Origin of the sequence: Isoptericola sediminis (genome assembly GCF_013085345.1) — a bacterium.
GTDB lineage: Bacteria > Actinomycetota > Actinomycetes > Actinomycetales > Cellulomonadaceae > Isoptericola > Isoptericola sediminis.
The window spans coordinates 1-23,005 of the sequence record NZ_JABFAJ010000024.1; the positions used below are offsets into that span (position 1 = coordinate 1).

Annotated in this window: 22 protein-coding genes, 1 tRNA gene and 1 pseudogene; 13 read left to right on the plus strand and 11 right to left on the minus strand. The window is 72.3% G+C overall.

The window, feature by feature from the left end; genetic code table 11:
• From HLI28_RS12420 to HLI28_RS12435, 4 genes and pseudogenes are all read left to right on the plus strand, one after another.
• A pseudogene (locus HLI28_RS12420) lies at positions 1-1,019 on the plus strand (hypothetical protein); the annotation flags it as partial.
• Complete coding sequence (rsfS, locus tag HLI28_RS12425; RefSeq protein WP_171247890.1) at positions 1,016-1,459, plus strand: ribosome silencing factor; 444 nt, start codon at positions 1,016-1,018, stop codon at positions 1,457-1,459. The pseudogene HLI28_RS12420 and the gene rsfS, both read left to right, overlap by 4 nt.
• Positions 1,460-1,463: 4 nt before the next feature.
• Positions 1,464-2,150, plus strand: coding sequence for a histidine phosphatase family protein (locus HLI28_RS12430; protein WP_171247891.1), 687 nt, complete (start codon positions 1,464-1,466; stop codon positions 2,148-2,150).
• Positions 2,151-2,216: 66 nt separating this feature from the next.
• Positions 2,217-2,289: transfer RNA gene (locus HLI28_RS12435), tRNA-Ala, on the plus strand.
• Between the two features lie 170 nt (positions 2,290-2,459).
• Here the strand turns inward: HLI28_RS12435 and paaZ are convergent.
• The 11 genes from paaZ to paaA all read right to left on the minus strand — a co-directional run bounded on the left by paaZ (position 2,460) and on the right by paaA (position 12,511).
• Entirely contained in the window at positions 2,460-4,493 is a 2,034-nt protein-coding gene (paaZ, locus tag HLI28_RS12440) for a phenylacetic acid degradation bifunctional protein PaaZ (RefSeq protein WP_171247892.1), read from the minus strand.
• 30 nt (positions 4,494-4,523) lie between these two features.
• Positions 4,524-5,417 (minus strand): 3-hydroxyacyl-CoA dehydrogenase family protein, encoded by an 894-nt coding sequence (locus tag HLI28_RS12445; protein ID WP_171247893.1) that lies wholly within the window; start codon positions 5,415-5,417, stop codon positions 4,524-4,526.
• Positions 5,414-6,184, minus strand: coding sequence for an enoyl-CoA hydratase/isomerase family protein (locus HLI28_RS12450; RefSeq protein ID WP_343035823.1), 771 nt, complete (start codon positions 6,182-6,184; stop codon positions 5,414-5,416). Before HLI28_RS12450 ends, HLI28_RS12445 begins: the two co-directional genes overlap by 4 nt.
• A complete protein-coding gene (locus tag HLI28_RS12455; protein ID WP_171247894.1) occupies positions 6,181-7,386 on the minus strand; it encodes a thiolase family protein in 1,206 nt (401 codons plus the stop codon). The genes HLI28_RS12450 and HLI28_RS12455 overlap by 4 nt, the downstream gene beginning before the upstream one ends.
• Positions 7,387-7,476: 90 nt before the next feature.
• A complete protein-coding gene (locus tag HLI28_RS12460) occupies positions 7,477-7,923 on the minus strand; it encodes a PaaI family thioesterase (RefSeq protein WP_171247895.1) in 447 nt (148 codons plus the stop codon).
• On the minus strand, positions 7,920-8,708 hold the full coding sequence (locus HLI28_RS12465) for an enoyl-CoA hydratase/isomerase family protein (RefSeq protein ID WP_171247896.1): 789 nt from the start codon (positions 8,706-8,708) through the stop codon (positions 7,920-7,922). The genes HLI28_RS12460 and HLI28_RS12465 overlap by 4 nt, the downstream gene beginning before the upstream one ends.
• A 24-nt stretch (positions 8,709-8,732) precedes the next feature.
• A complete protein-coding gene (gene paaE, locus HLI28_RS12470) occupies positions 8,733-9,842 on the minus strand; it encodes a 1,2-phenylacetyl-CoA epoxidase subunit PaaE (RefSeq protein WP_171247897.1) in 1,110 nt (369 codons plus the stop codon).
• A 27-nt stretch (positions 9,843-9,869) separates the two neighbouring features.
• Positions 9,870-10,379 (minus strand): 1,2-phenylacetyl-CoA epoxidase subunit PaaD, encoded by a 510-nt coding sequence (gene paaD, locus HLI28_RS12475; protein WP_171247898.1) that lies wholly within the window; start codon positions 10,377-10,379, stop codon positions 9,870-9,872.
• The gene (gene paaC, locus HLI28_RS12480; protein WP_171247899.1) at positions 10,376-11,200 is read right to left on the minus strand and encodes a 1,2-phenylacetyl-CoA epoxidase subunit PaaC; all 825 of its coding nucleotides are present in this window, start codon (positions 11,198-11,200) and stop codon (positions 10,376-10,378) included. Before paaC ends, paaD begins: the two co-directional genes overlap by 4 nt.
• The gene (paaB, locus tag HLI28_RS12485; RefSeq protein ID WP_171247900.1) at positions 11,197-11,502 is read right to left on the minus strand and encodes a 1,2-phenylacetyl-CoA epoxidase subunit PaaB; all 306 of its coding nucleotides are present in this window, start codon (positions 11,500-11,502) and stop codon (positions 11,197-11,199) included. Before paaB ends, paaC begins: the two co-directional genes overlap by 4 nt.
• Positions 11,503-11,542: 40 nt before the next feature.
• Positions 11,543-12,511, minus strand: a complete 969-nt coding sequence (gene paaA / locus HLI28_RS12490; RefSeq protein ID WP_171247901.1) for a 1,2-phenylacetyl-CoA epoxidase subunit PaaA — start codon at positions 12,509-12,511, stop codon at positions 11,543-11,545.
• Positions 12,512-12,697: 186 nt separating this feature from the next.
• On the opposite strand from paaA, the gene paaI reads away from it, so the two are divergent.
• The 9 genes from paaI (at position 12,698) to pntB (ending at position 22,964) form a co-directional block, all read left to right on the plus strand.
• A complete protein-coding gene (gene paaI, locus HLI28_RS12495; protein ID WP_216077724.1) occupies positions 12,698-13,168 on the plus strand; it encodes a hydroxyphenylacetyl-CoA thioesterase PaaI in 471 nt (156 codons plus the stop codon).
• Between the two features lie 46 nt (positions 13,169-13,214).
• A complete protein-coding gene (locus HLI28_RS12500) occupies positions 13,215-14,519 on the plus strand; it encodes an AMP-binding protein (protein WP_171247902.1) in 1,305 nt (434 codons plus the stop codon).
• 68 nt (positions 14,520-14,587) lie between these two features.
• On the plus strand, positions 14,588-15,211 hold the full coding sequence (locus HLI28_RS12505; protein ID WP_171247903.1) for a TetR-type transcription factor C-terminal domain-containing protein: 624 nt from the start codon (positions 14,588-14,590) through the stop codon (positions 15,209-15,211).
• Positions 15,212-15,459: 248 nt separating this feature from the next.
• Positions 15,460-16,704: an aspartate aminotransferase family protein gene (locus HLI28_RS12510; protein WP_171247904.1), complete on the plus strand. Its 1,245-nt coding sequence runs from the start codon at positions 15,460-15,462 to the stop codon at positions 16,702-16,704.
• A gap of 17 nt (positions 16,705-16,721) precedes the next feature.
• On the plus strand, positions 16,722-17,975 hold the full coding sequence (gene doeA, locus HLI28_RS12515) for an ectoine hydrolase (RefSeq protein ID WP_171247905.1): 1,254 nt from the start codon (positions 16,722-16,724) through the stop codon (positions 17,973-17,975).
• Positions 17,976-17,986: 11 nt separating this feature from the next.
• Complete coding sequence (locus HLI28_RS12520) at positions 17,987-19,357, plus strand: NAD-dependent succinate-semialdehyde dehydrogenase (RefSeq protein WP_171247906.1); 1,371 nt, start codon at positions 17,987-17,989, stop codon at positions 19,355-19,357.
• A 4-nt stretch (positions 19,358-19,361) separates the two neighbouring features.
• The gene (locus HLI28_RS12525; protein ID WP_171247907.1) at positions 19,362-19,799 is read left to right on the plus strand and encodes a DUF1801 domain-containing protein; all 438 of its coding nucleotides are present in this window, start codon (positions 19,362-19,364) and stop codon (positions 19,797-19,799) included.
• Between the two features lie 160 nt (positions 19,800-19,959).
• Positions 19,960-21,561 carry a Re/Si-specific NAD(P)(+) transhydrogenase subunit alpha gene (locus HLI28_RS12530; protein ID WP_171247908.1) on the plus strand — a complete coding sequence of 534 codons (1,602 nt, stop codon included), beginning with the start codon at positions 19,960-19,962 and terminating at the stop codon, positions 21,559-21,561.
• Positions 21,558-22,964, plus strand: coding sequence for a Re/Si-specific NAD(P)(+) transhydrogenase subunit beta (gene pntB / locus HLI28_RS12535; RefSeq protein ID WP_171247909.1), 1,407 nt, complete (start codon positions 21,558-21,560; stop codon positions 22,962-22,964). Before HLI28_RS12530 ends, pntB begins: the two co-directional genes overlap by 4 nt.
• Positions 22,965-23,005 lie beyond the last annotated feature (41 nt).

Sequence of the window (23,005 nt, forward strand, 5' to 3'; positions counted from 1 at the left end):
CGTCGCCGGGGCCGGCGCCTGCCCCCGCCACGGGCGACGCGCCGACGCCCCCGCGCGCCGCACCGACGCCGCCCCCGTCCCGCCGGGCGATGCGGGAACGCTCCTCGGCCTCCCCGGCGCCGGCCCCCGCGCCCACCGTCCGCCCGCCGAGCTCGTCCGGCGGTGTGCGCGGTCTGGACGAGACCGGTCGGCTGGCGCCCGTGCAGCGCAACGACGCCGCGCCCCCGCGCGACGGCTCGTCCGCCGCACCCTCGGCGGGCTTCCCGCCCTCCGGTGCGCAGGGCGGTTCGGCCACGGCCCGCCGCGCCTCGACCCGGGCGTTCGGGCAGCCTCCGGAGTCCCGGTCGGCCACCCCGCCCACGCCGGGTCCCGCGCCGTCGGCGCCGCGGAACGACACCCCGCCGACGTCGGCGCCGCCCGCGTCGACCCCGCCCGCGTCCACGCCGCCCTCCCCGTTCGGCCCCGGCCCGTCCGCCGGGGCGGCGTCCGGCTCCTCGCCGGCCCCGGCCCCGTCCGAGGGGACGACGCCCGGGCGCCGGTCGGCCTTCGGCGCCGGCTCTCCCTTCGGGGCGCCCGGCCGGAGCGAGACGCAGGCCGGCACCACGCCTCCGCCCGCCTGGCCCAGCGCCTCCCCGGGACCGGGTGGTGCCTCGCGGCAGGCGCCGGGCACGGACGGGCCCGCGCTGCCGTGGGGCTCGCCGTCGTCGGGGACCGGCGCCGCGCCGGCCTCCGTCCCACCGACCACCGGTTCGCCGTTCGGCGGGCTCGCGGCCCAGCCCCCGGGTCCGGCCGGTCCCCGGTACCTCGAGGACGACGAGGAGGACTGGGACGACGAGCACGAGCCCTCCTACACGTGGCTGCACTACATCATCCTGGTCGTCGTCGCGTTCGTCTTGGGGCTGCTGATCTGGAACCTCGTGCTCAGCCCGCCGGACGACTTCGCCCCGGAGGAGGCGTCCGCGCCGGTGCCGCCGACCCCCGTGGCGACCGCCACGACCGATCTGGGAGGACGTCGATGACCGCGACCGACCGTGCCGTCGAGCTGGCCGTGGTCGCGGCGCGAGCCGCGTCCGAGCGCAAGGCGCAGGAGATCATCGCGCTCGACGTGAGCGAGCAGCTGGTGCTCACCGACGTGTTCCTCATCGCCACCGGGACCAACGAGCGCCAGGTGGTGGCCGTCGTCGACGCCGTCGAGGAGGCCATGCACAAGGCGGGGGCCAAGCTGCTGCGGCGGGAGGGCAAGTCCGAGGCGCGCTGGGTCCTGCTCGACTTCGGCGAGGTCGTGGTGCACGTGCAGCACGCCGAGGACCGGGTCTACTACGCGCTCGAGCGGCTCTGGAAGGACTGCCCGTCCGTGGACCTGCCGCCGGACGCCCGCGGGGGCGACGGCGCCGCGGCCCGCGCCGAGTTCGGGGACGACGGCGCGGACGGTGCGATCCGTCTGCACGGCGGGATGTGAGGCGATGACCGCCCGCACCGTCGTCCTGCTGCGGCACGGTCGGACCGCCTACAACGCCACGATGCGGCTGCAGGGCCAGGTCGACATCCCGCTGGACGAGGTCGGCCGCTGGCAGGCCGAGCAGGGTGCGACCGCGCTGGCGACCTCGCACCGTGCCGCGCGGGTCGTGTCCTCGGACCTCGAACGGGCCGCCGACACCGCGGCCGCCTACGCCGAGCTGATGGGCCTGCCGGTCGAGACCGACCCGCGGCTGCGCGAACGGTCCTTCGGCCAGTGGGAGGGTCTGACCCAGGACGAGATCGTCGACCGCTGGCCCCAGGAGTACGCGACGTGGCGGCGCGGCGGGGAACCCCGCGGCGTGGACGCCGAGACGAAGGCCGAGGTCGCCGCGCGGACGACCGCGGCGGTCCGGGACCACGCCGACCTGCTCGACGGTGACGAGTGTCTCGTCGTGGTCTCGCACGGGGCGGCCATCTCGCTGGCCATCACCGGGCTGCTCGACCTGGACGCGACGGCGTGGCGCGGGATCTCCGGCATGCACAACGTGCACTGGTCCCACCTGCACCGATCCGCGCCCGGAGCGGTCCCGGGGTGGCGGCTGGTGGCGCACAACGTCGGTGCCGGCTACCCGCTGGACCGCTGGCAGGCGGGCCCGCACGCGGATTTGGAACCTGAGCCGAAGTCTGCCTAAGATAACGACGTTCCCGAGGGGGCAAGCCCCCCGGAACTCCACGAATCAGACCTTCGGTCGGTTCACGGGGCTGTGGCGCAGCTGGTAGCGCATCTGCATGGCATGCAGAGGGTCAGGGGTTCGAGTCCCCTCAGCTCCACGTCGCACGAGGCCGGTCCACCATCACGGTGGGCCGGCCTTCGTCGTTCCCGGGGTGCGCCGCCGCGCCCGTCGCAGCGGGGCCCGAAGGGTGGGGACGACCGCCGGCAGGACGTGGACGGGCCCCGGCAGAGCTGGTCTCCGCCGGGGCCCGTCGTGCGCCGTGCCGCGTTATCCCGCGTGGGCGTCCTTGCTGACCAGCGTGAGCACGTCGTAGGTGGCGACGGTCTCGTCGTCCTGGTTGGTCAGCACGGCGTCCCAGTGCACCTCGCCGTAGTCGTCGGTCTCGCGGGGGATGATCTGCTTGGCGGTGAGCGCCACGCGGATCCTGTCACCCGGGGACACCGGCGTCGTGAAACGCAGGTTCTCCAGTCCGTAGTTCGCGAGCACGGGGCCGGGCTCGGGCGAGACGAACAGGCCTGCCGCGAAGGAGAGCAGCAGGTAGCCGTGGGCCACCCGCCCGGGGAAGAACGGGTTCGCGGCCGCCGCCTCCTCGTCGGTGTGCGCGTAGAAGGTGTCGCCCGTGAACTCGGCGAAGTGGGTGATGTCGTCGAGGGTGACCTCGCGCTCCTCCGACACCACCTGGTCGCCCACGCGGAGCTCGTCCAGCGACTTCCGGAACGGGTGCGCGTCGCCGCGGGTCGCCGCGCCCGGGTGCCACACGCCGGTGATCGCCGTGAGCATCTCGGGGCTGCCCTGGATCGCCGTGCGCTGCATGTAGTGGAAGACGCTGCGCACGCCGCCGAGCTCCTCGCTGCCACCGGCACGTCCGGGCCCGCCGTGCACGAGCATCGGCAGGGGAGAGCCGTGCCCCGTGGAGGAGCGTGCCGCGGCGGCGTCGAGCACGAGGATCCGGCCGTTGGCGGAGGCCGCTCGCCGCGTCAGCGTCGCGACGAACCCGGGGTCGGCCGAGGCGACGCTCGTGACGAGCGAGCCACCGCCGCGCACGACGAGCTCCGCGGCCTGCTCGGGGGTGTCGTAGGCGATCACGGAGGACACCGGGCCGAACGCCTCGGTGTCGTGCACCCGCGGGGCCTCCGCGTCCTCGAAGCGCAGCAGGATCGGGGAGAGGAAGGCGCTGTCACGACCCTCCTCCTGCTGGTCACCGACCACGATCTTCCCCCCGCCGTCGGCGAGCCTGCGCACCTGGCGCAGGACCTCGTCGCGCTGGTCGACCGACACCAGCGGGCCCATCGTGACGCCTTCGTCGCGGGGGTCGCCCACGACGACCTTCGCCTCGAGACGCCGTCGCACGGCCTCGACCACGGCATCGGCGCTCGCCGTGGGGACGATCGCGCGGCGGATCGCGGTGCACTTCTGCCCCGACTTCGCGGTCATCTCGGTGACGAGCTGACGCACGTAGGCGTCGAACTCGGCGGTGCCCTCCACCGCATCGGGGCCGAGCACGGAGGCGTTGATCGAGTCGGTCTCGGCGCCGAAGATGACGCCGCCGGACCTGACGGCGTCGTGGCGCCGGAGCAGGTCGGCCGTCGACGCCGAGCCGGTGAAGGCCACGACGTCGCCGAGCCGGGCATGGTCGAGGACGTCTCGGACGGAGCCGGAGACGAGCTGGAGCGAACCCGGGGGCAGCAGACCCGACTCGACGAGGATCCGCACCATGTGCTCGGTCAGGTACGCGCCGGGTGTGGCGGGCTTGACGATCGTCGGCATGCCCGCGAGGAAGGCCGGGGCGAACTTCTCGAGCGGACCCCAGACGGGGAAGTTGAACGCGTTGATCTGCACGACGACGCCCGGCAGGGTCGTGCGGACGTGGCGTCCCAGGAACGACCCGTCCTTCGAGAGCGGCTCGAGCGGCCCGTCGAGCTGCACGGTCGAGTTCGGGAGCTCGCGCCTGCCCTTCCCGGAGTAGGTGAACAGCACCCCGATGCCGCCGTCGACGTCGATCCACGAGTCGGACTTCGTCGCGCCCGTGCGGGAGGACAGCTCGTAGAGCTCGGCCTTGCGCTCGGTGAGGACGAGCGCGAGCTTCTTCAGCAGCACCGCGCGCTGGTGGAACGTGAGCCGGCCGAGGCTCGCCTGGCCGACGGTGCGGGCGTGCTCCATCGCGCCGGCGAGGTCGAGGCCCTCGCTGGAGACGATCGCGACCGGTTCGCCGGTGGCGGCATCGCGCACCTCGGTGCCGGTCGCGCTCGTGGCGGGGCTCCACCAGGTGTCCTCGACATAGCTCTGCAACGTGCGCGTCATCAGTCCTCCGTTCGTGCGGCCGAGCCGCGGTCAGCTGTCGTTCCAGTCGTAGAAGCCGCGGCCGCTCTTGCGGCCGAGCGTGCCCGCGGCCACCATGTCGCGGAGCAGCTGCGGCGGTGCGAAGCGAGCACCGAGGTCCCGCTCCAGCTGCTCGGCGATGCCGAGGCGGACGTCGAGGCCCACGAGGTCGGTGGTGCGGAGCGGGCCGGTCGGGTGCCGGTAGCCGAGCTCCATGGCGAGGTCGATGTCCTGCGCGCTCGCGACGCCCTGCTCCACCATCCGGATGGCCTCGAGCGCGAGCGCGACGCCCAGCCGGCTCGAGGCGAAGCCCGGCGCGTCCGTGACGGTGATCGGGGTCTTGCCGAGCGCGTGCACCCAGCCGCGCGCCAGGTCTGGCAGGCCGGGTCCGCTGCGCCCGTGGACGACGACCTCGACCAGCGTCGAGGCCGGCACCGGGTTGAAGAAGTGCAGTCCGATGAACTGCTCGGGCCGCTCCAGCCCGTCGGCGAGCTGGGCGAGCGGGATCGAGGAGGTGTTCGAGGCGATCACGGCGTCGGCCGGCAGCTGTCGCTCGATCTCGCGGAGGGCCTCGAGCTTGAGGTCGAGCGACTCCGGTACCGCCTCGAGCACGAGCCGGCAGGCGCCGAAGGCACCGATGTCCGGGGCGACGGTGAGGGCTCGCCGCAGTGCCGCGGCGTCTCCGTCGAAGCCGCGTGCGAGGGAGGTGTCGATGCTCCTCTCGATGCGTGCTCGTGCGCCCGCCGCCGACTCGACGTCGCGCTCGACGACGGTGACCGAGGCCCCCGCGAGGAGGAAGGCGTGGGCGATCCCGCCGCCCATGCGGCCACCGCCGAGCACGCCGACGCGCGCGGGGACCGTGCCGTCCGGGCGGGACCGGGGTGCGGGGCGAGGTGCGCTCGTCATCTGCTCTGCTGCTTCCGCTCGAGGAACTCGGTCATGCGGCGCGTCTTCTCGGGGCTCTCGAAGAGGATCGCCTGCTCCGCGAGATCCACCTGGGGGTGCTCGCTCCGCGGGGCTCGCAGCGCACGCTTGGACGCCTGGAGCGCTGCGGGGTCGAGTCTCGCGATCCGGTCGGCCATGCCCGCGGCCGCCACGAGCGCGGCGGCGCCGTCGTCGTGCAGCTGGGTGACCAGCCCGGCGGCGAACGCCTCGGCACCGTCGAGGACACGCCCTGTCAGGAGCATCTCGGCCGCCAGGGGTTCACCGACGAGCTCCGGCAGGCGCCACGTCGCCCCGGCCGCGGCGATGATGCCGAGGCCGGTCTCGGGGTTGCCGATCCGCAGGGAGCGGGTGCCGATGCGGACGTCGGCCGCGTAGGCGAGCTCCGCGCCGCCGCCGAGCGCGAAACCGTCGAGCACGGCGATCACGGGCATCGGGAGGGCACGGACACGCAGGAAGGCGTGGGTGTTGATGCCGGCACGAGCATCTGCCGCTCGTCGGTCTCTCAGCTGCGCGATGTCGGCGCCCGCGGCGAAGTCGCCGCCCTCGCCGCGCAGCACGAGCGTGCGCGGTTCCTCCTCGAGGTCGGCGCACAGCGCGTGCAGGGCGTCGACCAGCTCCTGGTCGATCGCGTTGCGCTTCTCGGGGCGGTCGAGGCTCGCGAGCACGTGGGTCCCGCGGTCCTCGATCCTGAGGGGAGCCGTGCTCCTCACGTCCGTCGCTCGGCTCACGGATCGATCCTCTCGACGACGGTGGCGGACCCCTGGCCGACGCCGACGCACAGGGTGGCGAGGCCGTAGCGCGACCCCTCACGCTCCATGCGGCCGAGCAGGGTCACGAGCAGTCGCGACCCCGAGGAGCCCAGGGGATGGCCCAACGCGATCGCGCCGCCGTCGACGTTGACGGTGGCCGGGTCGAGACCGAGCCGGCGGATCGTGGCGAGCGACTGGGTGGCGAAGGCCTCGTTGAGCTCGACCGCGCCGATGTCGGCGACCGACAGCCCCGTGCGCTCGAGCGCCTTCTGCGTCGCGGGCACGGGGCCGAGGCCCATGATCTCGGGGGCGAGGGCGGCCGACACGCTCGTGAGGATGCGCGCCCGCGGCCGGAGCCCGTACCTGTCGACGGCGTCGCCGCTCGCGACGACGAGTGCCGAGGCGCCGTCGTTGAGGGACGACGAGTTGCCCGCGGTGACGACGCTCCCGCCGGCGACGACGGGCGGCAGGCCCGCCAGCACCTCCGTGGTCGTGCCGGGGCGAGGGCCCTCGTCGGTGTCCACGAGCCGGGCCTCCCTACGGCCGTGCGGAGCCTTGACCGGGACGATCTCGTCGGCGAAGCGGCCGGCGTCGATCGCGGCGATCGCGCGGCGGTGACTCTCCGCGGCGAAGGCGTCCGCGTCGGCACGGCTGATGCCGTCGACGCGGGCGACCTCCTCCGCGGTCTCCGGCATCGAGTAGGTCGCCTTGTCGCGCCGCAGGAGCACGGGGTTGGGGAAGCGCCAGCCGATCGAGGTGTCGAACTGTGCGCCCGGCTTGCCCCAGGCCCGGGCGGGCTTCTCCTGCACCCAGGGCGCGCGGGTCATCGACTCGACACCGCCCGCGACGACGAGGTCGGCGTCACCCGCACGAACGGCCTGCGAGGCGTTGGCGACGGCGGTCATGCCCGACGCGCACAGACGGTTGACGGTGTACCCGGGCACGGAGTCGGGCAGTCCGGCGAGCAGCACCGCCATGCGGGCGACGTTGCGGTTGTCCTCGCCGGCCTGGTTGGCCGCGCCGAGGACGACCTCGTCGACCGCGTCCGCGGGGACGCCCGACCGCTCGAGGACCGTGCCGACCACCAGCGCGGCCAGGTCGTCCGGGCGGACGCCGGCGAGCACTCCGCCGTACCGGCCGACCGGTGTGCGGACCCCGTCGACGAGATATGCCTCGGGCATGGGGATGGACCTTCCTGTCTGCGCGGTGTCACCCCGCGGGGGCGACCGAGCGTTTCGGTGAGGGGGACGAGCGGGCCGTGCGGCGGACCGCTACGGGCCGGGCGCGTCCTTGACGAGATTGGTGATGCGCATCGTGCAGCAGCGCCGGCCGTCGTCGTCGGTGACGACGATCTCGTGCACGGTGAGGGAACGCCCCAGGTGGACGGGCGTGCACACGCCCGTGACGTAGCCCTCCGTCGCCGATCGCGTGTGCGTCGCGTTGACGTCGACACCCACGGCGAGGCGTCCCGCGCCGGCATGGAGGTTGGCGGCCATCGACCCGAGCGACTCGCCGAGGACGACGAACGCCCCGCCGTGCAGGTAGCCCACCGTCTGGCGGTTGCCGCGCACGGGCATCCGCCCGACGGTCCGCTCGACCGTGTACTCGAGGAACTCGATGCCCATCATGTCGGCGAGCTCGCCCGAGCCGTTCTGCGCGACCCAGTTGCCGGCGCCGACCGGAGCGGTCCCGGGGTCCGTCACCCTCGCCGTGCTCATGCGACACCGCCGCGCTCGCCGCCGGTGAACACCGGTGTCCGCTTCTCCTGGAACGCGGCGAAGCCCTCGCGGTAGTCGTCGGTGTCGCACAGGGCGGCCTGCGCGCGGTTCTCCGCGGACATCGACTCCCACAGGCCGACGCGGCGGTCGCGCAGGTCGCGCACGAGCGCCTTCGACGCGAGGAACGCCTGCGTCGCCCCGCGGGCGGCTGTCGCGGCCGCGGCACGCGTGGTGTCGAGCACCTCGTCGGCGGGCATCGCGCGGGAGAACAGGCCCGCCGCCACGGCCTCGGACCCCGACATCAGCCGTCCGGTGTAGACGAGGTCGAGCGTGCGGTGCGCCCCGAGCCGCTCGTGGAACAGCGCGTGACCGCCGGAGTCGAGCGTCGCGCCGAGGTTCGCGAACGGACTGCCGATCTTGGCCGTGTCGGCGACGTACACGACGTCGCTCGCGACGAGCAGTCCCAGACCGACGCCGAGGCAGGCTCCGTGGGCGGCGGCGAAGGTGGGGGCGGGGAACGCGCTCATCTGCTCGAGCAGCGGCTGGATCAGCCCCTCCAGGTACCCGAGCACGTCGTCCTCCCGGGGGTCGACCCCCGAGATGTCCCGGCCCGCGCAGAACGCGCGGCCCTCGCCACGCAGGACCAGCGCGCGCACGCCCGCCTCCGCCGCCTGCGTGTAGGCGGCGGAGAGCTCGCGCACGTCGTCGGGCCCGAGTGCGTTGAGGCGGGTGGGTGCGTCGAGGACGACCTCGGCCACGTCGTCGGCGATCGACAGGGTGATCATGATCGGTCGGTACCTTCTCTCGGGTCAGGCGTCGTAGTCGACGGCCACGTGGTCGGACTGCGGGTGCGACTGGCAGGTGAGGACGTAGCCGTTCTCGACCTCGTCGGGCTCGAGCGCGTAGTTCTCGGTCATCGTCACGGACCCCTCCAGGACGCGGGCCCGGCACGTGCCGCACACCCCGCCCGTGCAGGCGAAGGGTGCGTCCGGTCGCACGCGGAGCGCCGCGTTGAGGATCGTCTCGTTCGCGCTGAGGGGGCTCTCGACCGACGCCGAGGTCCCGTCGAGGTTGATGTCGACGGTGACCGTCCTCTCGCCGGCCCGGACCTCGACGGGACGCGGGCGCGTGGACGGGGCGCCGGGCTCGCCGGTCGTGAACAGCTCGTAGCGCACGTGCGCGGCGTCCACCCCGTACCCGTCGAGGAGGTCGCGACACAGCTGGACGAGCTCGAAGGGGCCGCACAGCACCCATTCGTCCGCCATCTCGACGGGCACGACCGAGGTCAGGATCCTGCGCAGCCGCTCCTCGTCGAGACGTCCCGACATGATCGGGGCCGAGCGCTGCTCGCGCGAGAGCACGTGGTGGATCGCGAAGCGCCGGGGGTACCGGTCCTTGAGGTCGGCGAGCTCCTCGACGAACATCACGTCGTGGGACGAGCGGTTCGTGAACAGCAGGTCGAAGCGGCTCGTCGCGCTGTGCTGCAGCACCTGGTGCGCCATCGTGATGACGGGTGTGATGCCCGACCCCGCCGCGATCCCGACCACGTGCCGCCCCTCGAGCTCCGTGAGGTTCGAGGTGAACGCACCCTGCGGGGTCATCACCTGCAGCGTGTCGCCGGCGCGGAGCTCGTCGTTGGCCCAGGTGGAGAAGAGCCCGCCGTGGTCGCGCTTGACGGCCACGGAGATGCGGCCGTCGGCGGGTGGCCGGCAGATGGAGTAGGAGCGGCGCACGTCCTCGCCCTCGATCGTCGTGCGCAGGGCGAGGTACTGCCCGGCGAGGTAGCGGTACGCGTCAGCGAGCTCCTCGGGCACCTCGAAGGTGACCTCCACGCTCGTCCCGGTGAGGCGCCGCACCTCGGCGACACGGAGCTCGTGGAACGTCGCGCGCTTCTTCGCACCGACGGTGGTGGTGGCCATGGTTTCCCTTCCGGGACTCGTGCGAGATCAGTGGACCTTGAAGTAGTCGAACGGTTCGAGGCAGTCGAGGCACTCGTGGAGCGCCTTGCACGACGTCGAGCCGAAGCGGGCGACCTCACGGGTGCGGGTCGAGCCGCAGCGCGGGCACCTGACCGAGAGCTGCACGAGAACCGGGCCCCTGCGCGAGGCGGCGCGGAAGTCCGGTGGCGCGATCCCGTAGTCGGCGAGCTTGCGCTTGCCGGCCTCGCTCATCCAGTCGGTCGACCAGGCCGGGGCGAGGGTGTACTCGACCACGACCTGCTCGTAGCCCGCGGCCCGGAGCCGGGAGCGGACGTCGTCGCGCATCTGGTCGATCGCGGGGCAGCCCGAGTACGTGGGGGTGAGCACGACCCGGACGGCCCCTCGCTCGTCGGCCTCGGCCGTCCTGAGCACCCCGAGGTCCTCGATCGTCAGGACGGGCACCTCCGGGTCCAGGACCTCCGCGGCGATGTCCCACACGCGGGCCGCGGCGGGCTCGTGAGGTCGGGTGCCCGTCACCAGGTGGCTCCCGGGTGGCGGCGGGCCAGCCACTGCATCTCCGCGAGGAGGTAGCCCATCGACGCCGTGTGCCCGCCACGGCGCCCGTCCCCGCGAGCCGGCTTCACCGCGGGAGTCTCCAGGTCTGCCTCCGCCAGCACGGAGGCCACGGTGCGGTCGAAGCCGGCTCGCAGCGAGGAGGGTCGCGGTGCGACACCGGCGAGACGGTCGGTGAGCTCGTCGTCCTCGAAGAGCTCGTCCACGTACGGGTACAGGTCGCCCAGCGACACGGTGATCCTGCCCCGCGACTCCTCCGTGCCGCCCGCGAGCCGCAGCATCCACTGCGCGGCGTGGTCGAGGTGGTACGCCACCTCGCGCTCGGCCTTGCCGGCGATCGCGCCGAGCGACGGGTCGGTGCTCGTCGCCAGCGCCTGGTAGAGCTCGACCTGGTAGGCCGAGAAGAGGAACTGTCGGGCGATCGTGTCGCCGAAGTGGCCGTTGGGCTGTTCCACCAGCCAGCAGCTGCGGAACTCGGGCTCGTCGCGCCAGAACGCGAGGTCGTCCTCCGAGCGGTCCGACGCCGTGCCGGCGTAGCGCAGCAGCGCGCGCGCATGGCCGATGAGGTCGAGCGCGATGTTGCCGAGCGCCAGGTCCTCCTCGAGCTCGGGCGCGCGCGAGATCCACCCGCCGAGCTGCTGGGAGAGGATCAGGGCGTCGTCCCCCAGCCGCATCGCGTACTCCGCCACCGGGGGCGTCGCCGTGGTGCCGGAGCCCAGCAGCTCCTCGGCAAGGGTCAGCTCGTCGACGCTCACGTCACCGTGCGCCCCGCTGTGCTCGCTCACAGGTGCTTCACCCCCTCCGCGCGGGTGTAGTAGACCGCGTGGCGGTAGTTCTTCCCGGCCGGCGACTCGAAGAAGGCGCCCTTCGCGTCGGGGTCGCTCGTGGTGATCGCGGCGGCGGGCACCACCCAGATCGACACCCCTTCGCTGCGCCGCGTGTACAGGTCGCGGGCGTTGCGCAGCGCCATCGCCTCGTCGGGCGCGTGCAGCGACCCGGCGTGGACGTGGCTCAGCCCGCGGTTCGCGCGGACGAACACCTCCCACAGGGGCCATGCCTCGGTTCCCGTCTCACCCGGTGTCGGCATCCTCGTCTCCTTCGGTGTCCATGGGGCGGGCGGTCGCTGCTCAGACCGCGACGCGCTCGCTGTCATGCTGCTTGCGGGCGTACTCGGCGGCCGCCTCGCGGACCCACGCTCCGTCGTCGTGCGCCTCCCGGCGGTGACGCAGCCGTGCGGCGTTCGCCGGGCCGCGGCCGTCGAGCACGGCGGCGAACTCGTCCCAGTCGATCTCGCCGGTGATCCAGGTGCCGGTCTCCTCGTCGTAGCGGAGGTCCTTGTCCGGGCACTCGAGGCCGAGGGCCTCGAACTGGGGGACGCACATCCCGACGAAGCGCTGGCGCAGCTCGTCGTTGGAGAACCGCTTGATGTTCCAGGCCATCGACTGCGCCGAGTTCGGGGAGGCGTCGTCGCTGGGGCCGAACATCATGAGCGACGGCCAGTACCAGCGGTCCACCGCGTCCTGCGCCATCTGCTTCTGCTCGGGTGTGCCGTGGGAGAGCTCGTAGAGGATCTCGAAGCCCTGACGCTGGTGGAACGACTCCTCCTTGCAGATGCGCACCATCGCCCGGCCGTAGGGCCCGTAGGAGGCGCGGCAGAGCGGCACCTGGTTGCAGATGGCGGCGCCGTCGACGAGCCATCCGATCGCCCCCATGTCCGCCCACGTCGGCGTGTGGTAGTTGAAGATCGAGGAGTAGCGGGCCCGGCCCTCGATCAGCTGCGCGGTCATCTCCTCGCGCGAGATGCCGAGCGTCTGGGCCGCCGCGTAGAGGTACAGCCCGTGCCCGGCCTCGTCCTGGACCTTCGCCATGAGGATCGCCTTGCGCTTGAGGCTCGGCGCGCGGGTGATCCAGTTCGCCTCCGGCTGCATGCCGATGATCTCGGAGTGGGCGTGCTGCGAGATCTGCCGGACGAGGGTCCTGCGGTACTTGTCCGGCATCCAGTCGCGCGGCTCGATGCGCTGGTCCGCCGCGATGAGCGCGTCGAAGCGAGCCCGTCCGTCCTCGTCCTCGGCGAGCTCGGCCGTGGTCGTGACCATCTGCTGCCTCCTTGCGTCAGGGTCCCCGGGGGCCGTCGTCGGCCCTCTCCCGCCGGTGGGGAGGGGTGGTACGGTTCCGGCCAGGAATTACTTACCGACCGTTCATTGAGCATAGCCACGGATCGGGCGGGGCCGCAACGAAGCAGGACGGCGGGCTCCCACCGCGGCCCACGCAACGGAGCGCAGATGAGTTCGACGACGAACCCCCCGACGAGCGGACGTGCCGACGACGCGATCGAGGTCGATCCCACGTGGTCGGCGACGGCGATGTTCCAGGACGACCCCGCGAAGGACGCCCTCGGCATCCGTGTCGAGGTGCTCGAGCGCGGCCGCGTGGTGCTGTCCATGCGCGTCGGCCAGGGGATGGTGAACGGGTTCGGGATCACGCACGGCGGCATGGTCTTCGCCCTCGCGGACACGGCGTTCGCCTATGCCTGCAACGAGGGGGCGACGCCGGTCGTCGCCGCGGGGGCCGACATCGTCTTCACGAGGGCGAGCCGGTCCGGTGACGTGCTCACCGCCACCGCCGAGCGGCGCTGGCTCCGGGGGCGCAACGGCCTCTACGACGTCACCGTGGCCGACCAGCGCGGCGACGTGGTCGCCGAGTTCCGCGGTCGGTCCTTCGCCACCGATCGCCCCGCGCCGCCGGCCTCCTGACCGGTCCTGCCGTCGCCCGACCCGACCGACCCTGCGAGGAAGACCCATGCCCGCGATCCAGAGCCTCACCGACCAGGTGGGACTGCACGCCGAGGAACGCCTCGACCGCGCCGAGCTGGAGGCGCTGCAGCTCGAGCGCCTCCGATGGACGGTGCGCCACGCCTACGAGAACGTGCCCTTCTACCGGCGCAAGCTCGACGAGGCCGGCGTCGCCCCCGGCGACGTCCGCGAGCTCGGCGACGTCGTGAAGCTGCCCGTCACGACGAAGGACGACCTGCGCGACCACTACCCGTTCGGACTCTTCGCCGTGCCGAGGGACCAGGTGCGCCGCGTCCATGCGTCGTCCGGCACGACCGGGAGGATGACCGTCGTCGGCTACACCGAGAACGACCTGGAGCACTGGGCGAACCTCGTCGCGCGCTCGCTGTACGCCTCGGGCGTGCGTCCCGGGTGGACGGTGCACAACGCGTACGGCTACGGGCTGTTCACGGGCGGTCTCGGTGCTCACGCCGGCATCGAGAGGCTCGGCTGCACGGTGGTCCCGATGTCGGGCGGCCAGACGGAGAAGCAGGTGCAGCTCATCCGCGACTTCGAACCGGACGCGATCATGTGCACCCCCAGCTACCTGCTGACGATCGCCGACGCCTTCGAGGAGGCCGGGCTCGACCCGCGGGACACCAGCCTCAAGGTCGCGATCTGTGGCGCCGAGCCGTGGACCGACTCGATGCGGCGCCAGCTCGAGGATCGCCTGGACCTCACGGCCGTCGACATCTACGGACTCTCCGAGATCCTCGGACCGGGCGTCGGCAACGAGTGTGCCGAGACGCAGGACGGGCCGCACCTCTGGGAGGACCACGTCCTGCCCGAGGTGCTCGACGAGAACCTGCGGCCCCTGCCCGACGGGGCGACGGGGGAGCTCGTCCTCACGACGCTGACCAAGGAAGCCTTCCCGATGATCCGCTACCGGACGCGGGACCTCACGTCGCTGCACCCCGGCACCGCGCGACCCGCGCACCGGAGGATCGCGCGGATCACCGGCCGGAACGACGACATGATCATCCTGCGAGGGGTCAATCTCTTCCCCACGCAGGTCGAGGAGATCGTCTGCGAGATCCCGGACCTCACCTCCCACTTCGTCCTCGAGCTCACGACGAGGGGGAGGATGGACCACCTCACGGTGAAGATCGAGGCACGGGACGGGGCCGCGCCGCGGGAGGCCGAGGAGGGGTTGCTGCTGCTCCAGCAGCGGATCAAGGACCGGGTCGGGACGACGCTCGGGGTGGAGCTGGTCGGGACCGGGACGTTGCCGCGCTCCCAGGGCAAGCTCAAGCGGCTGTACGACCTGCGGTAACGTGGGCGACCGGCGCCGGCCCGGTCCGTCAGGGTGCCGCGAAGCGCGCGGAAGGGGAGGTTCGCCAGGTGGAGACCGCCGACGTGCGCGGAGCGCCCCGCCGGGGGAGGCCCGGCCACGACCGGAACAGCATGCTCGAGGTCATCGTGCAGGTGTTCACCGACCACGGCTACGACGCCTCGTCGCTCGAGATGATCGCGAGACGGCTCGGGCTCTCGAAGTCGGCGGTGTACTACCACTTCTCGTCGAAGGCGGAGATGCTGGAGATCGCCCTGGAGCGAGCCCTGGGCGAGCTCGAGCGGGTGTTCGACGAGGCCGAGTCCCAGCCGGGCGACGCGGTGTCCCGGATCGGCTACATCGTGCGGCACGCGGTGCTCGTCGCCTGCGAACGACGGCAGTACCTCACGCTGCTGCTCCGCCTGCACGGCAACTCCGACGTGGAGCTGAGGGCGCTGGAGCGCCGGCGTGTCCTCACGGCGCGGCTCCGGGGGACGTTCGAGGCCGCGCGTGACGAGGGGTCGCTCCGCGACGACCTCGATCCCGGTCTCGCGGCACGTTTCACCTTCGGCCTCGTCAACTCTCTCGTCGAGTGGTACCGGCCGGACGGGCCGATCGATCCCGAGGCGTTGGCCGACGCGTTGCTCTCCTACGTGCGCACGGGTCTGCGCCTGGACGAGACGGACTTCCGATGACCATCCGTGCCCGACACGTCGGGACGGTGCGGGAGCGGGCGTGATCGCGCCGGCCGACAACGCGCGGCCGCGCTCGACGGGCCGGGGCGGACCCGGCCTCGGTGGCGAGGTCGACGGCGCCGGTCGCACCCCTGCGGGCGCCGGGAGCCCGACGGTCGACGACCCCGCGAATCCGGCGGAAACAGAGTTGTTACCCGGCGGACTTCGGACCTCTTGACACCCCCTGGGGGGTCGCGTAGAGATGGTCCATGGAGGCGTTCGAGAAGTGGGAATCCGAGATCCGTGGCTACAGCCGGGCATACCCGACTGTTTTTGCCTCGGCATCCAATGCGCGTCAGGTCGACGAATCGGGACGTAGTTATCTCGATTTCTTCGCGGGCGCCGGCGTGCTCAACTTCGGGCACAACAACCCGCGCATGAAGCGCGCGATGATCGATTTCCTCGAGGCGGACGGCGTCGCGCACAGCCTCGACATGGCGACCACGACCAAGCGGGACTTCATCGAGAAGTTCGCCGCCACGGTGCTCGCCCCGCGCGACATGACCATGAAGATGCAGTTCATGGGGCCGACGGGCACCAACGCCGTCGAGGCCGCGCTCAAGCTCGCGCGACGCGTGACCGGACGCCGCGACGTGGTGGCGTTCAGCAACGGCTTCCACGGCATGACGCTCGGCTCCCTGGCGCTGACCGCCAACGACTACTTCCGCGCCGCGGCGGGGGTGCCGCTCGAGAACGTCGTGCGGCTGCCGTTCGAGACGGCGCCCGGCGGCGGCGTCCAGCAGCTCGCCGACTTCCGTGCGCTCCTGGAGGACTCCTCGAGCGGCCTGCTCCCGCCGGCGGCCTTCGTCGTCGAGACGATCCAGGCCGAGGGCGGTGTGCACGTCGCGAGCGCGGAGTGGCTGCGCGAGGTCCAGCGCCTCGCCCACGACATGGGCGCCCTGTTCATCGTGGACGACATCCAGACCGGCTGCGGCCGGACCGGCAGCTACTTCAGCTTCGACGGCATGGGGCTCGACCCGGACATCATCACGCTGGCGAAGGGCCTCGGCGGGTACGGGACCCCGATCGCCATGAACCTCAACAAGCCCGAGCTCGACGCCCACTGGTCACCCGGTGAGCACACGGGCACGTTCCGCGGCCAGGGGCTCTCCTTCGTGGCGGGCAGGGTCGCGCTGGAGTACTTCGACGACGACGAGCTGATGAACCAGGTGGCGGCCAAGCGCGAGACCATGACGGCTGTCCTGGACGACCTCGCCGCAGGCTCGGACGGACGCTTCGAGGTCCGCGGCCGCGGCATGATGCAGGGTCTCGACATCGGTGACGGCGCGCTCGCCAAGGCCATCGCCAAGAAGTGCTTCGACGACGGACTGCTCATCGGTCCCTGCGGGACCGGGGGACGCGTGCTCAAGCTCATCCCGCCGTTGACGATCCCGGACGCCGACCTGGACGAGGGCCTCGAGGTCCTCGCCAAGGCCGTCCACAGCACCATCTGACCACCCTGGAGGCCGGTGTGAAGCAGCGCGACGACATGACGTTCCCGTTCGAGGAGTACGAGCGGCGCCTGGGTGACCTGCGCCGACGGATGGCCGACCGGCTCCTGGACGCCGTCGTGATCACCGATCCCGAGAACCTGATGTATCTCACCGACTATCAGACGACGGGGTATTCGTTCTTCCAGGCGCTCGTGGTCCCGTTGACCGAGGAACCCTTCATGATCACGCGGAGCATGGAGGAGTCGAACGTCTATGCGCGCACGTGGGTCGAGCTGACCCGCCCTTATCCGGACACCGGCGACGCGATTCAGAGCCTCGTGCAGTCGCTGCGGGAATTCGGGTTGCACACCAAGGACATCGGGTACGAACGCAACAGCTACTATTTCCCGGCCTATCACCAGGACTACATCCACACCTCGCTCACCGAGGGGCGCCTGCTCGACTGCTTCGGCATCGTCGAGGAGGGTCGCGTGACCAAGTCCCCGGCCGAGATCGAGATCATGAGGAAGGCCGCCCGGGCCACCGAGGTCGGCATGCAGGCCGGGCTGGAGGCCTGCGCGCCCGGGGTGACGGAGAACGAGATCGCCGCGGAGATCAGCGCCGCGATGTTCCGTGCCGGGGGCGAGTTCCCCGCCGTCATGCCGTACGTCGCCTCCGGACCGCGCAGCATGATCGGCCACGCCACCTGGGAGGGCCGCGTCGTCCAGCCGGGCGAGCACGTCTTCCTCGAGGTCGGCGGCTGCTTCCGGCGCTACCACACGGCCATGATGCGCACGGCTGTGCTCGACGACCTCTCACCGTCGTTGGCGGCGGCGCAGCACCGGATGAAGACGGCGCTGGCGGAGGTCAAGAAGGCGATCCGTCCGGGGATCACGGTCTCCGACGCGGACAACATCGTGCGCAGCGTGATCACGGACAACCACGTCGGGGCCCGCCTCATCACCCGCTCCGGGTACTCCATCGGGATCGCGTTCCCGCCGAGCTGGGACGAGGGCTACATCGCCAGCCTCAACCAGGGCAACCCGACGATCCTGCGCGAGGGCATGACCTTCCACATCATCCCGTGGATGTGGGGCGTCGACGGGGACAAGACCGTCGGCATCTCGGACACCGTCTACGTCACCGACCGGGGGTGCGAGTCCTTCTTCACCCTCGACGAGGACTTCACCGTGAAGCCCGACCGGGGAGCCGGAGCCCGCGACGCCGAGTCCGGCGAGGAACGGTCCGACGCCCTGGACAACACCACCCCGATCCGACCCGAAGTCGCCTGAGAGGAGTCTCGATGCTCACTGCGATCGACCCGAGCACGGGCAAGGTCATCCGCGAGGTCGAGCCGGCCGGCCCCGAGAAGGTGGAGGAGATCCTCGCCGCGGCCGCGGACGCCGCCGTCGGGTGGGGACGGTTGACCTTCGACCGGCGGGCGGAGGTCCTGCACGCCGTGGCGACCTACCTGCGTCAGCACGTCGACGAGCTGGCGCCCCTCATGACCGAGGAGATGGGCAAGCCCGTCGGCGAGGCACGCGGCGAGGTCGCCAAGGCGGCGCTGTGCTTCGACCACTACGCCGACCACGGGGCCGACTACCTGGCGGACGAGATGCTCCCCTCGGACGCCAGCACGAGCTACGTGCAGCACCTGCCGCTCGGCACCGTGCTCGGCGTGCTGCCGTGGAACGCGCCCTTCTGGCTGTGGTCCCGGTTCGCCGCCCCGGCGCTCATGGCCGGCAACACCTGCGTGATGAAGCACGACCCGCACGTCCCGGGCTGCGCGGCCGCGATCGCGGACGTGTTCACGCAGGTCGGTGCCCCGGACGGTGTCTTCCAGAACCTGCCGCTGGAGACCCCGCAGGTGGAGGCGGTCATCCGCGACCCGCGCGTGCACGCCGTGTCCTTCACCGGGTCGGCCCGCGGCGGGGCCGCGGTCGCGAGCACGGCGGCGGCGGAGATCAAGCCGACGGTGCTGGAGCTGGGCGGTTCGGACCCCTGCCTGGTGCTCGCGGACGCCGACCTGGACGCCGCGGCGGACACGGTGGCGCTGTCCCGGATCATCAACGCCGGGCAGTCCTGCATCGCCGCGAAGCGCATCATCGTGGAGAGCGCGGTGTACCCGCAGATGGTCGACAAGCTGCGCGAGCGGCTGGCACGGCTCACCGTCGGGGACCCGGCCGAGGAGTCCACCGACGTCGGGCCCATCGCCCGCGAGGACCTGCGCGAGACGCTGCACCGCCAGGTGACGGAGACCGTCGACGCCGGGGCGCGGCTGCTGCTCGGCGGCGAGCTGCCCGAGGGGGACGGCTGGTTCTACCCCGTGACGATGCTGGCCGACGTCACCGAGGGCATGACCGCCTGCCGCGAGGAGACCTTCGGGCCGGTGATGGTGGTCATGGAGGCCCCGGACGCGGAGGAGGCGCTGGCGATGGCCAACCGCACCGAGTACGGGCTGGCCGCCAGCGTCTGGTCGACGGCGGAGCGCGGCGTGGCGATGGCCCGGCGGATCGAGGCCGGACAGGTCGCGGTCAACGGCATCGTCAAGACGGATCCACGGCTGCCCAGCGGAGGCGTCAAGCGGTCGGGCTACGGGCGCGAGCTCGGCCCGCACGGCATCCGGGAGTTCGTCAACGTCCAGCAGGTGTGGGTGGGGCCGCGGCAGGACTGAGCCCGTGCGCCGCAGCACCGAGGACGTCGACGCGTACCTGCACGGCGACGACGTGGCCCCTGACCTGGCACGCACCGACGCCGTCGTGCGGGACGTGCTGCCCGGGCTCTCCCGGTCCCTGTGGCGGGGCGTGTTCTGGGGCGGCACCGAGCAGGTGATCATCGGCTACGGCGACATCGTCCAGCCGCGCCCGCGCGGTGCGGACGTCGAGTGGTTCCTGGTCGGCCTCGCCCAGCAGAAGCGGCACCTGAGCCTGTACGTCAACGCCGTCGAGGACGGCGCCTACCTGGGTCGGCGCTACGCCGACCGCCTCGGGCGCGCCAGGGTCGGCGCGGCGAGCATCTCGTTCGCCCGTCTCGACGACCTCGACGAGGCGGTGCTGCGCGAGATGCTCGCGCACGCCGGGCGCACGCTCGACGAGGGGACGCCGCCGACGGCGTGACGTCCGTGCGGGGTCCGGGACGCCGAGCCGTCGGGCGCACGCCGCCCCGGGTGCGTGCCGGTCGGTGGGCGCGGTGTCTCGCTCCGTGGGTGGTCCCTCGTGGTCAGGCCTCAGACCCGGTAGGTTGCTCGTGTCCTCGACCAAAGGAGGTTCGAGCCTCGTGCAGATCGGTGTCCCTCGGGAGTCGCGCGACGGTGAACGGCTGGTCGCCGCCACCCCCGCGACCGTCCAGCGTCTGACCGCGCTCGGCTACGACGTGCTCGTCGAGTCCGGAGCCGGCGAGCGGGCGAGCATGCCCACCCGCGCCTACGTCGAGTCCGGTGCGCGCATCGCCGGCCGGGAGGAGGTCTGGGGGTCCGACGTCGTCACCTGCGTCAACGCGCCGTCCCCGCCGGAGCTGGAGCTGCTGCGTCCCGGCGCCGTGCTGATCTCCCAGATCGGACCGGCCACGCATCCGGAGCTCGTGGACGCGCTCGCCGAACGGCACGTGACCGCTCTCGCCCTGGACGCCGTCCCGCGCATCTCGCGGGCCCAGGCGCTCGACGTGCTCTCCGCGCAGTCCAACGTGGCCGGCTACCGGTCCGTGGTGGAGGCCGCCGAGGAGTTCGGGGGCATGTTCACCGGACAGGTGACCGCCGCCGGGACCACGCCGCCGGCGACGGTCTTCGTCATCGGCGCAGGCGTCGCGGGTCTGGCGGCCATCGGTACCGCCTCCTCGCTGGGCGCCAAGGTGCGCGCCTTCGACGTCCGTCCCGAGGTCGGCGAGCAGATCGAGTCGCTCGGCGCGACGTTCGTCCAGGCCGAGGGCACCGCGCAGGAGGTCAGCAGCGACGGGTACGCCCGCGAGCTGACCTCCGACCAGGAGGCCGCGACGCAGGCGATGTACGCCGCGGAGTCCGCGGGCGCCGACGTCGTCATCACCACCGCGCTGGTGCGCGGGACGGCGCCGACCACCATCACGGCGGCGATGGTCGCCGCCATGAAGCCCGGCTCGGTGATCGTCGACCTCGCCGCGCCGGGCGGCGGCAACTGCGAGCTCACGGTGCCGGGGGAGCGGGTCGTCAGCGACAACGGCGTGATCGTCCTGGGCTACACCGACCTGCCCGGCCGGATGCCGCAGCACACGTCCCAGCTCATCGGCACGAACATCGTCAACCTGCTGACGTTGATGACCCCCGCCAAGGACGGCCGCCCGGTGGTCGACCTCGAGGACGTCGTCATCCGGGGCATGACGGTGTGCCGCGAGGGCGAGGTGCTCTGGCCACCACCGCCCGTCCAGGTCTCGGCGGCACCGGCGGCGCCCGCCGGACCGCCCGCCCCCGAGCCCGCTCCCGGGCCCGACCCGGAGGAGCTGGCCGCCCAGCGCCGTCGCCGCCGGGTCCGGCGCACCGCGCTGGCCGGGCTCGGTGCCGTCGTCGGCGGTCTCGCGATCGCCGCCTCGCCGCCGGAGTCCGTGGGCCACTTCACGGTGTTCGCGCTGGCGGTCGTGGTGGGCTTCTACGTGATCTCGGCGGTCACGCACGCCCTGCACACCCCGCTGATGGCGCAGACGAACGCCATCAGCGGCATCATCCTCGTCGGCGCCCTGCTGCAGATCGGCACGGACGACTGGCTCGTCACCGGCCTGGCGGTCGTGGCCGCCGCCGTCGCGAGCATCAACGTGTTCGGCGGCTTCCTCGTCGCGAACCGGATGATCCGGATGTTCCGCAAGGGGGCGCCCGCCCCGCACGTGACCACGCCGACCGGGGAGGCGACCCGATGACCGTGCTCTCGGCCGTGCAGGCCACCTACGTCGTCGCCGGCGTGCTGTTCATCCTCTCCCTGGCGGGGCTGTCGCAGCAGGAGTCGGCGCGCCGGGGCAACGTCCTGGGCATGATCGGGATGGCCCTGGCGCTGGTCGCCACCATCGCCCTCGCGCTGGAGACCTCCGCCCGACCCTGGCAGGTCACCGCCGGGCTCATCCTGGCGGTGCTCGTCGTCGGGGCCGCCGTCGGCACCTGGCGGGTCCGCCGGGTCGAGATGACCCAGATGCCGGAGCTCATCGCGCTGCTGCACTCCTTCGTCGGGCTCGCCGCGGTGCTCGTGGGCTTCGGTTCGTACCTGTCCGAGCCGCAGTCCGACACCGTGCACCTCGTCGAGGTCTTCCTCGGGGTGCTCATCGGTGCGGTGACCTTCACAGGGTCCATCGTCGCCAACCTCAAGCTGTCGGCGCGGATCCGGTCGGCCCCGCTGATGCTCCCGGGCCGGCACTGGCTCAACCTGCTGATGGTGGTCACCTCCGCCGGGCTGCTCGCGTGGTTCCTCATCGCCTCGGGCGCCGGCGCCGACGGTGCGGCCCTCACCGCGCTGGTCCTCATGACCGTCGTCGCCCTGGCCCTCGGCTGGCACCTGGTCGCCTCGATCGGCGGCGGCGACATGCCCGTCGTGGTCTCGATGCTCAACTCGTACTCGGGCTGGGCGGCCGCGGCGGCGGGTTTCATGCTGGGCAACGACCTGCTGATCATCACCGGCGCCCTGGTGGGGTCCTCCGGTGCGATCCTGTCCTACATCATGTGCCGGGCGATGAACCGGTCGTTCGTCTCCGTCATCCTCGGCGGCTTCGGCGCCGAGCCGGGCAGCCCGGCGGCCGCCGGGGTCGAGGGCGAGCACCGGGAGACGTACGCGGCGGACGTCGCCCAGCAGCTGACGAACGCGACCTCCGTGGTCATCGTGCCGGGGTACGGCATGGCCGTGGCCAAGGCCCAGTACCCGGTGGCGGACCTGACCGACAAGCTGCGGGACCGTGGGGTGAACGTCCGGTTCGGTGTGCACCCCGTCGCGGGCCGTCTGCCCGGCCACATGAACGTGCTGCTGGCCGAGGCCAAGGTGCCCTACGATGTGGTCCTGAGCATGGAGGAGATCAACAGCGACTTCACCACGACCGACGTGGTGCTGGTCATCGGCGCCAACGACACCGTCAACCCGGCCGCGCAGGAGGACCCGGGCTCGCCGATCGCCGGCATGCCGGTGCTCGAGGTGTGGCAGGCGCGTGACGTCGTGGTGTTCAAGCGCTCGATGGCCACCGGGTACGCCGGGGTGCAGAACCCGTTGTTCTTCCGGGAGAACACGGCGATGATCTTCGGCGACGCCAAGGAGCAGGTCGAGCGGATCATCCAGGCGCTGTGAACGACGACGGCCCGGTGCCGCCCCGTCAGGGGGCAGGCACC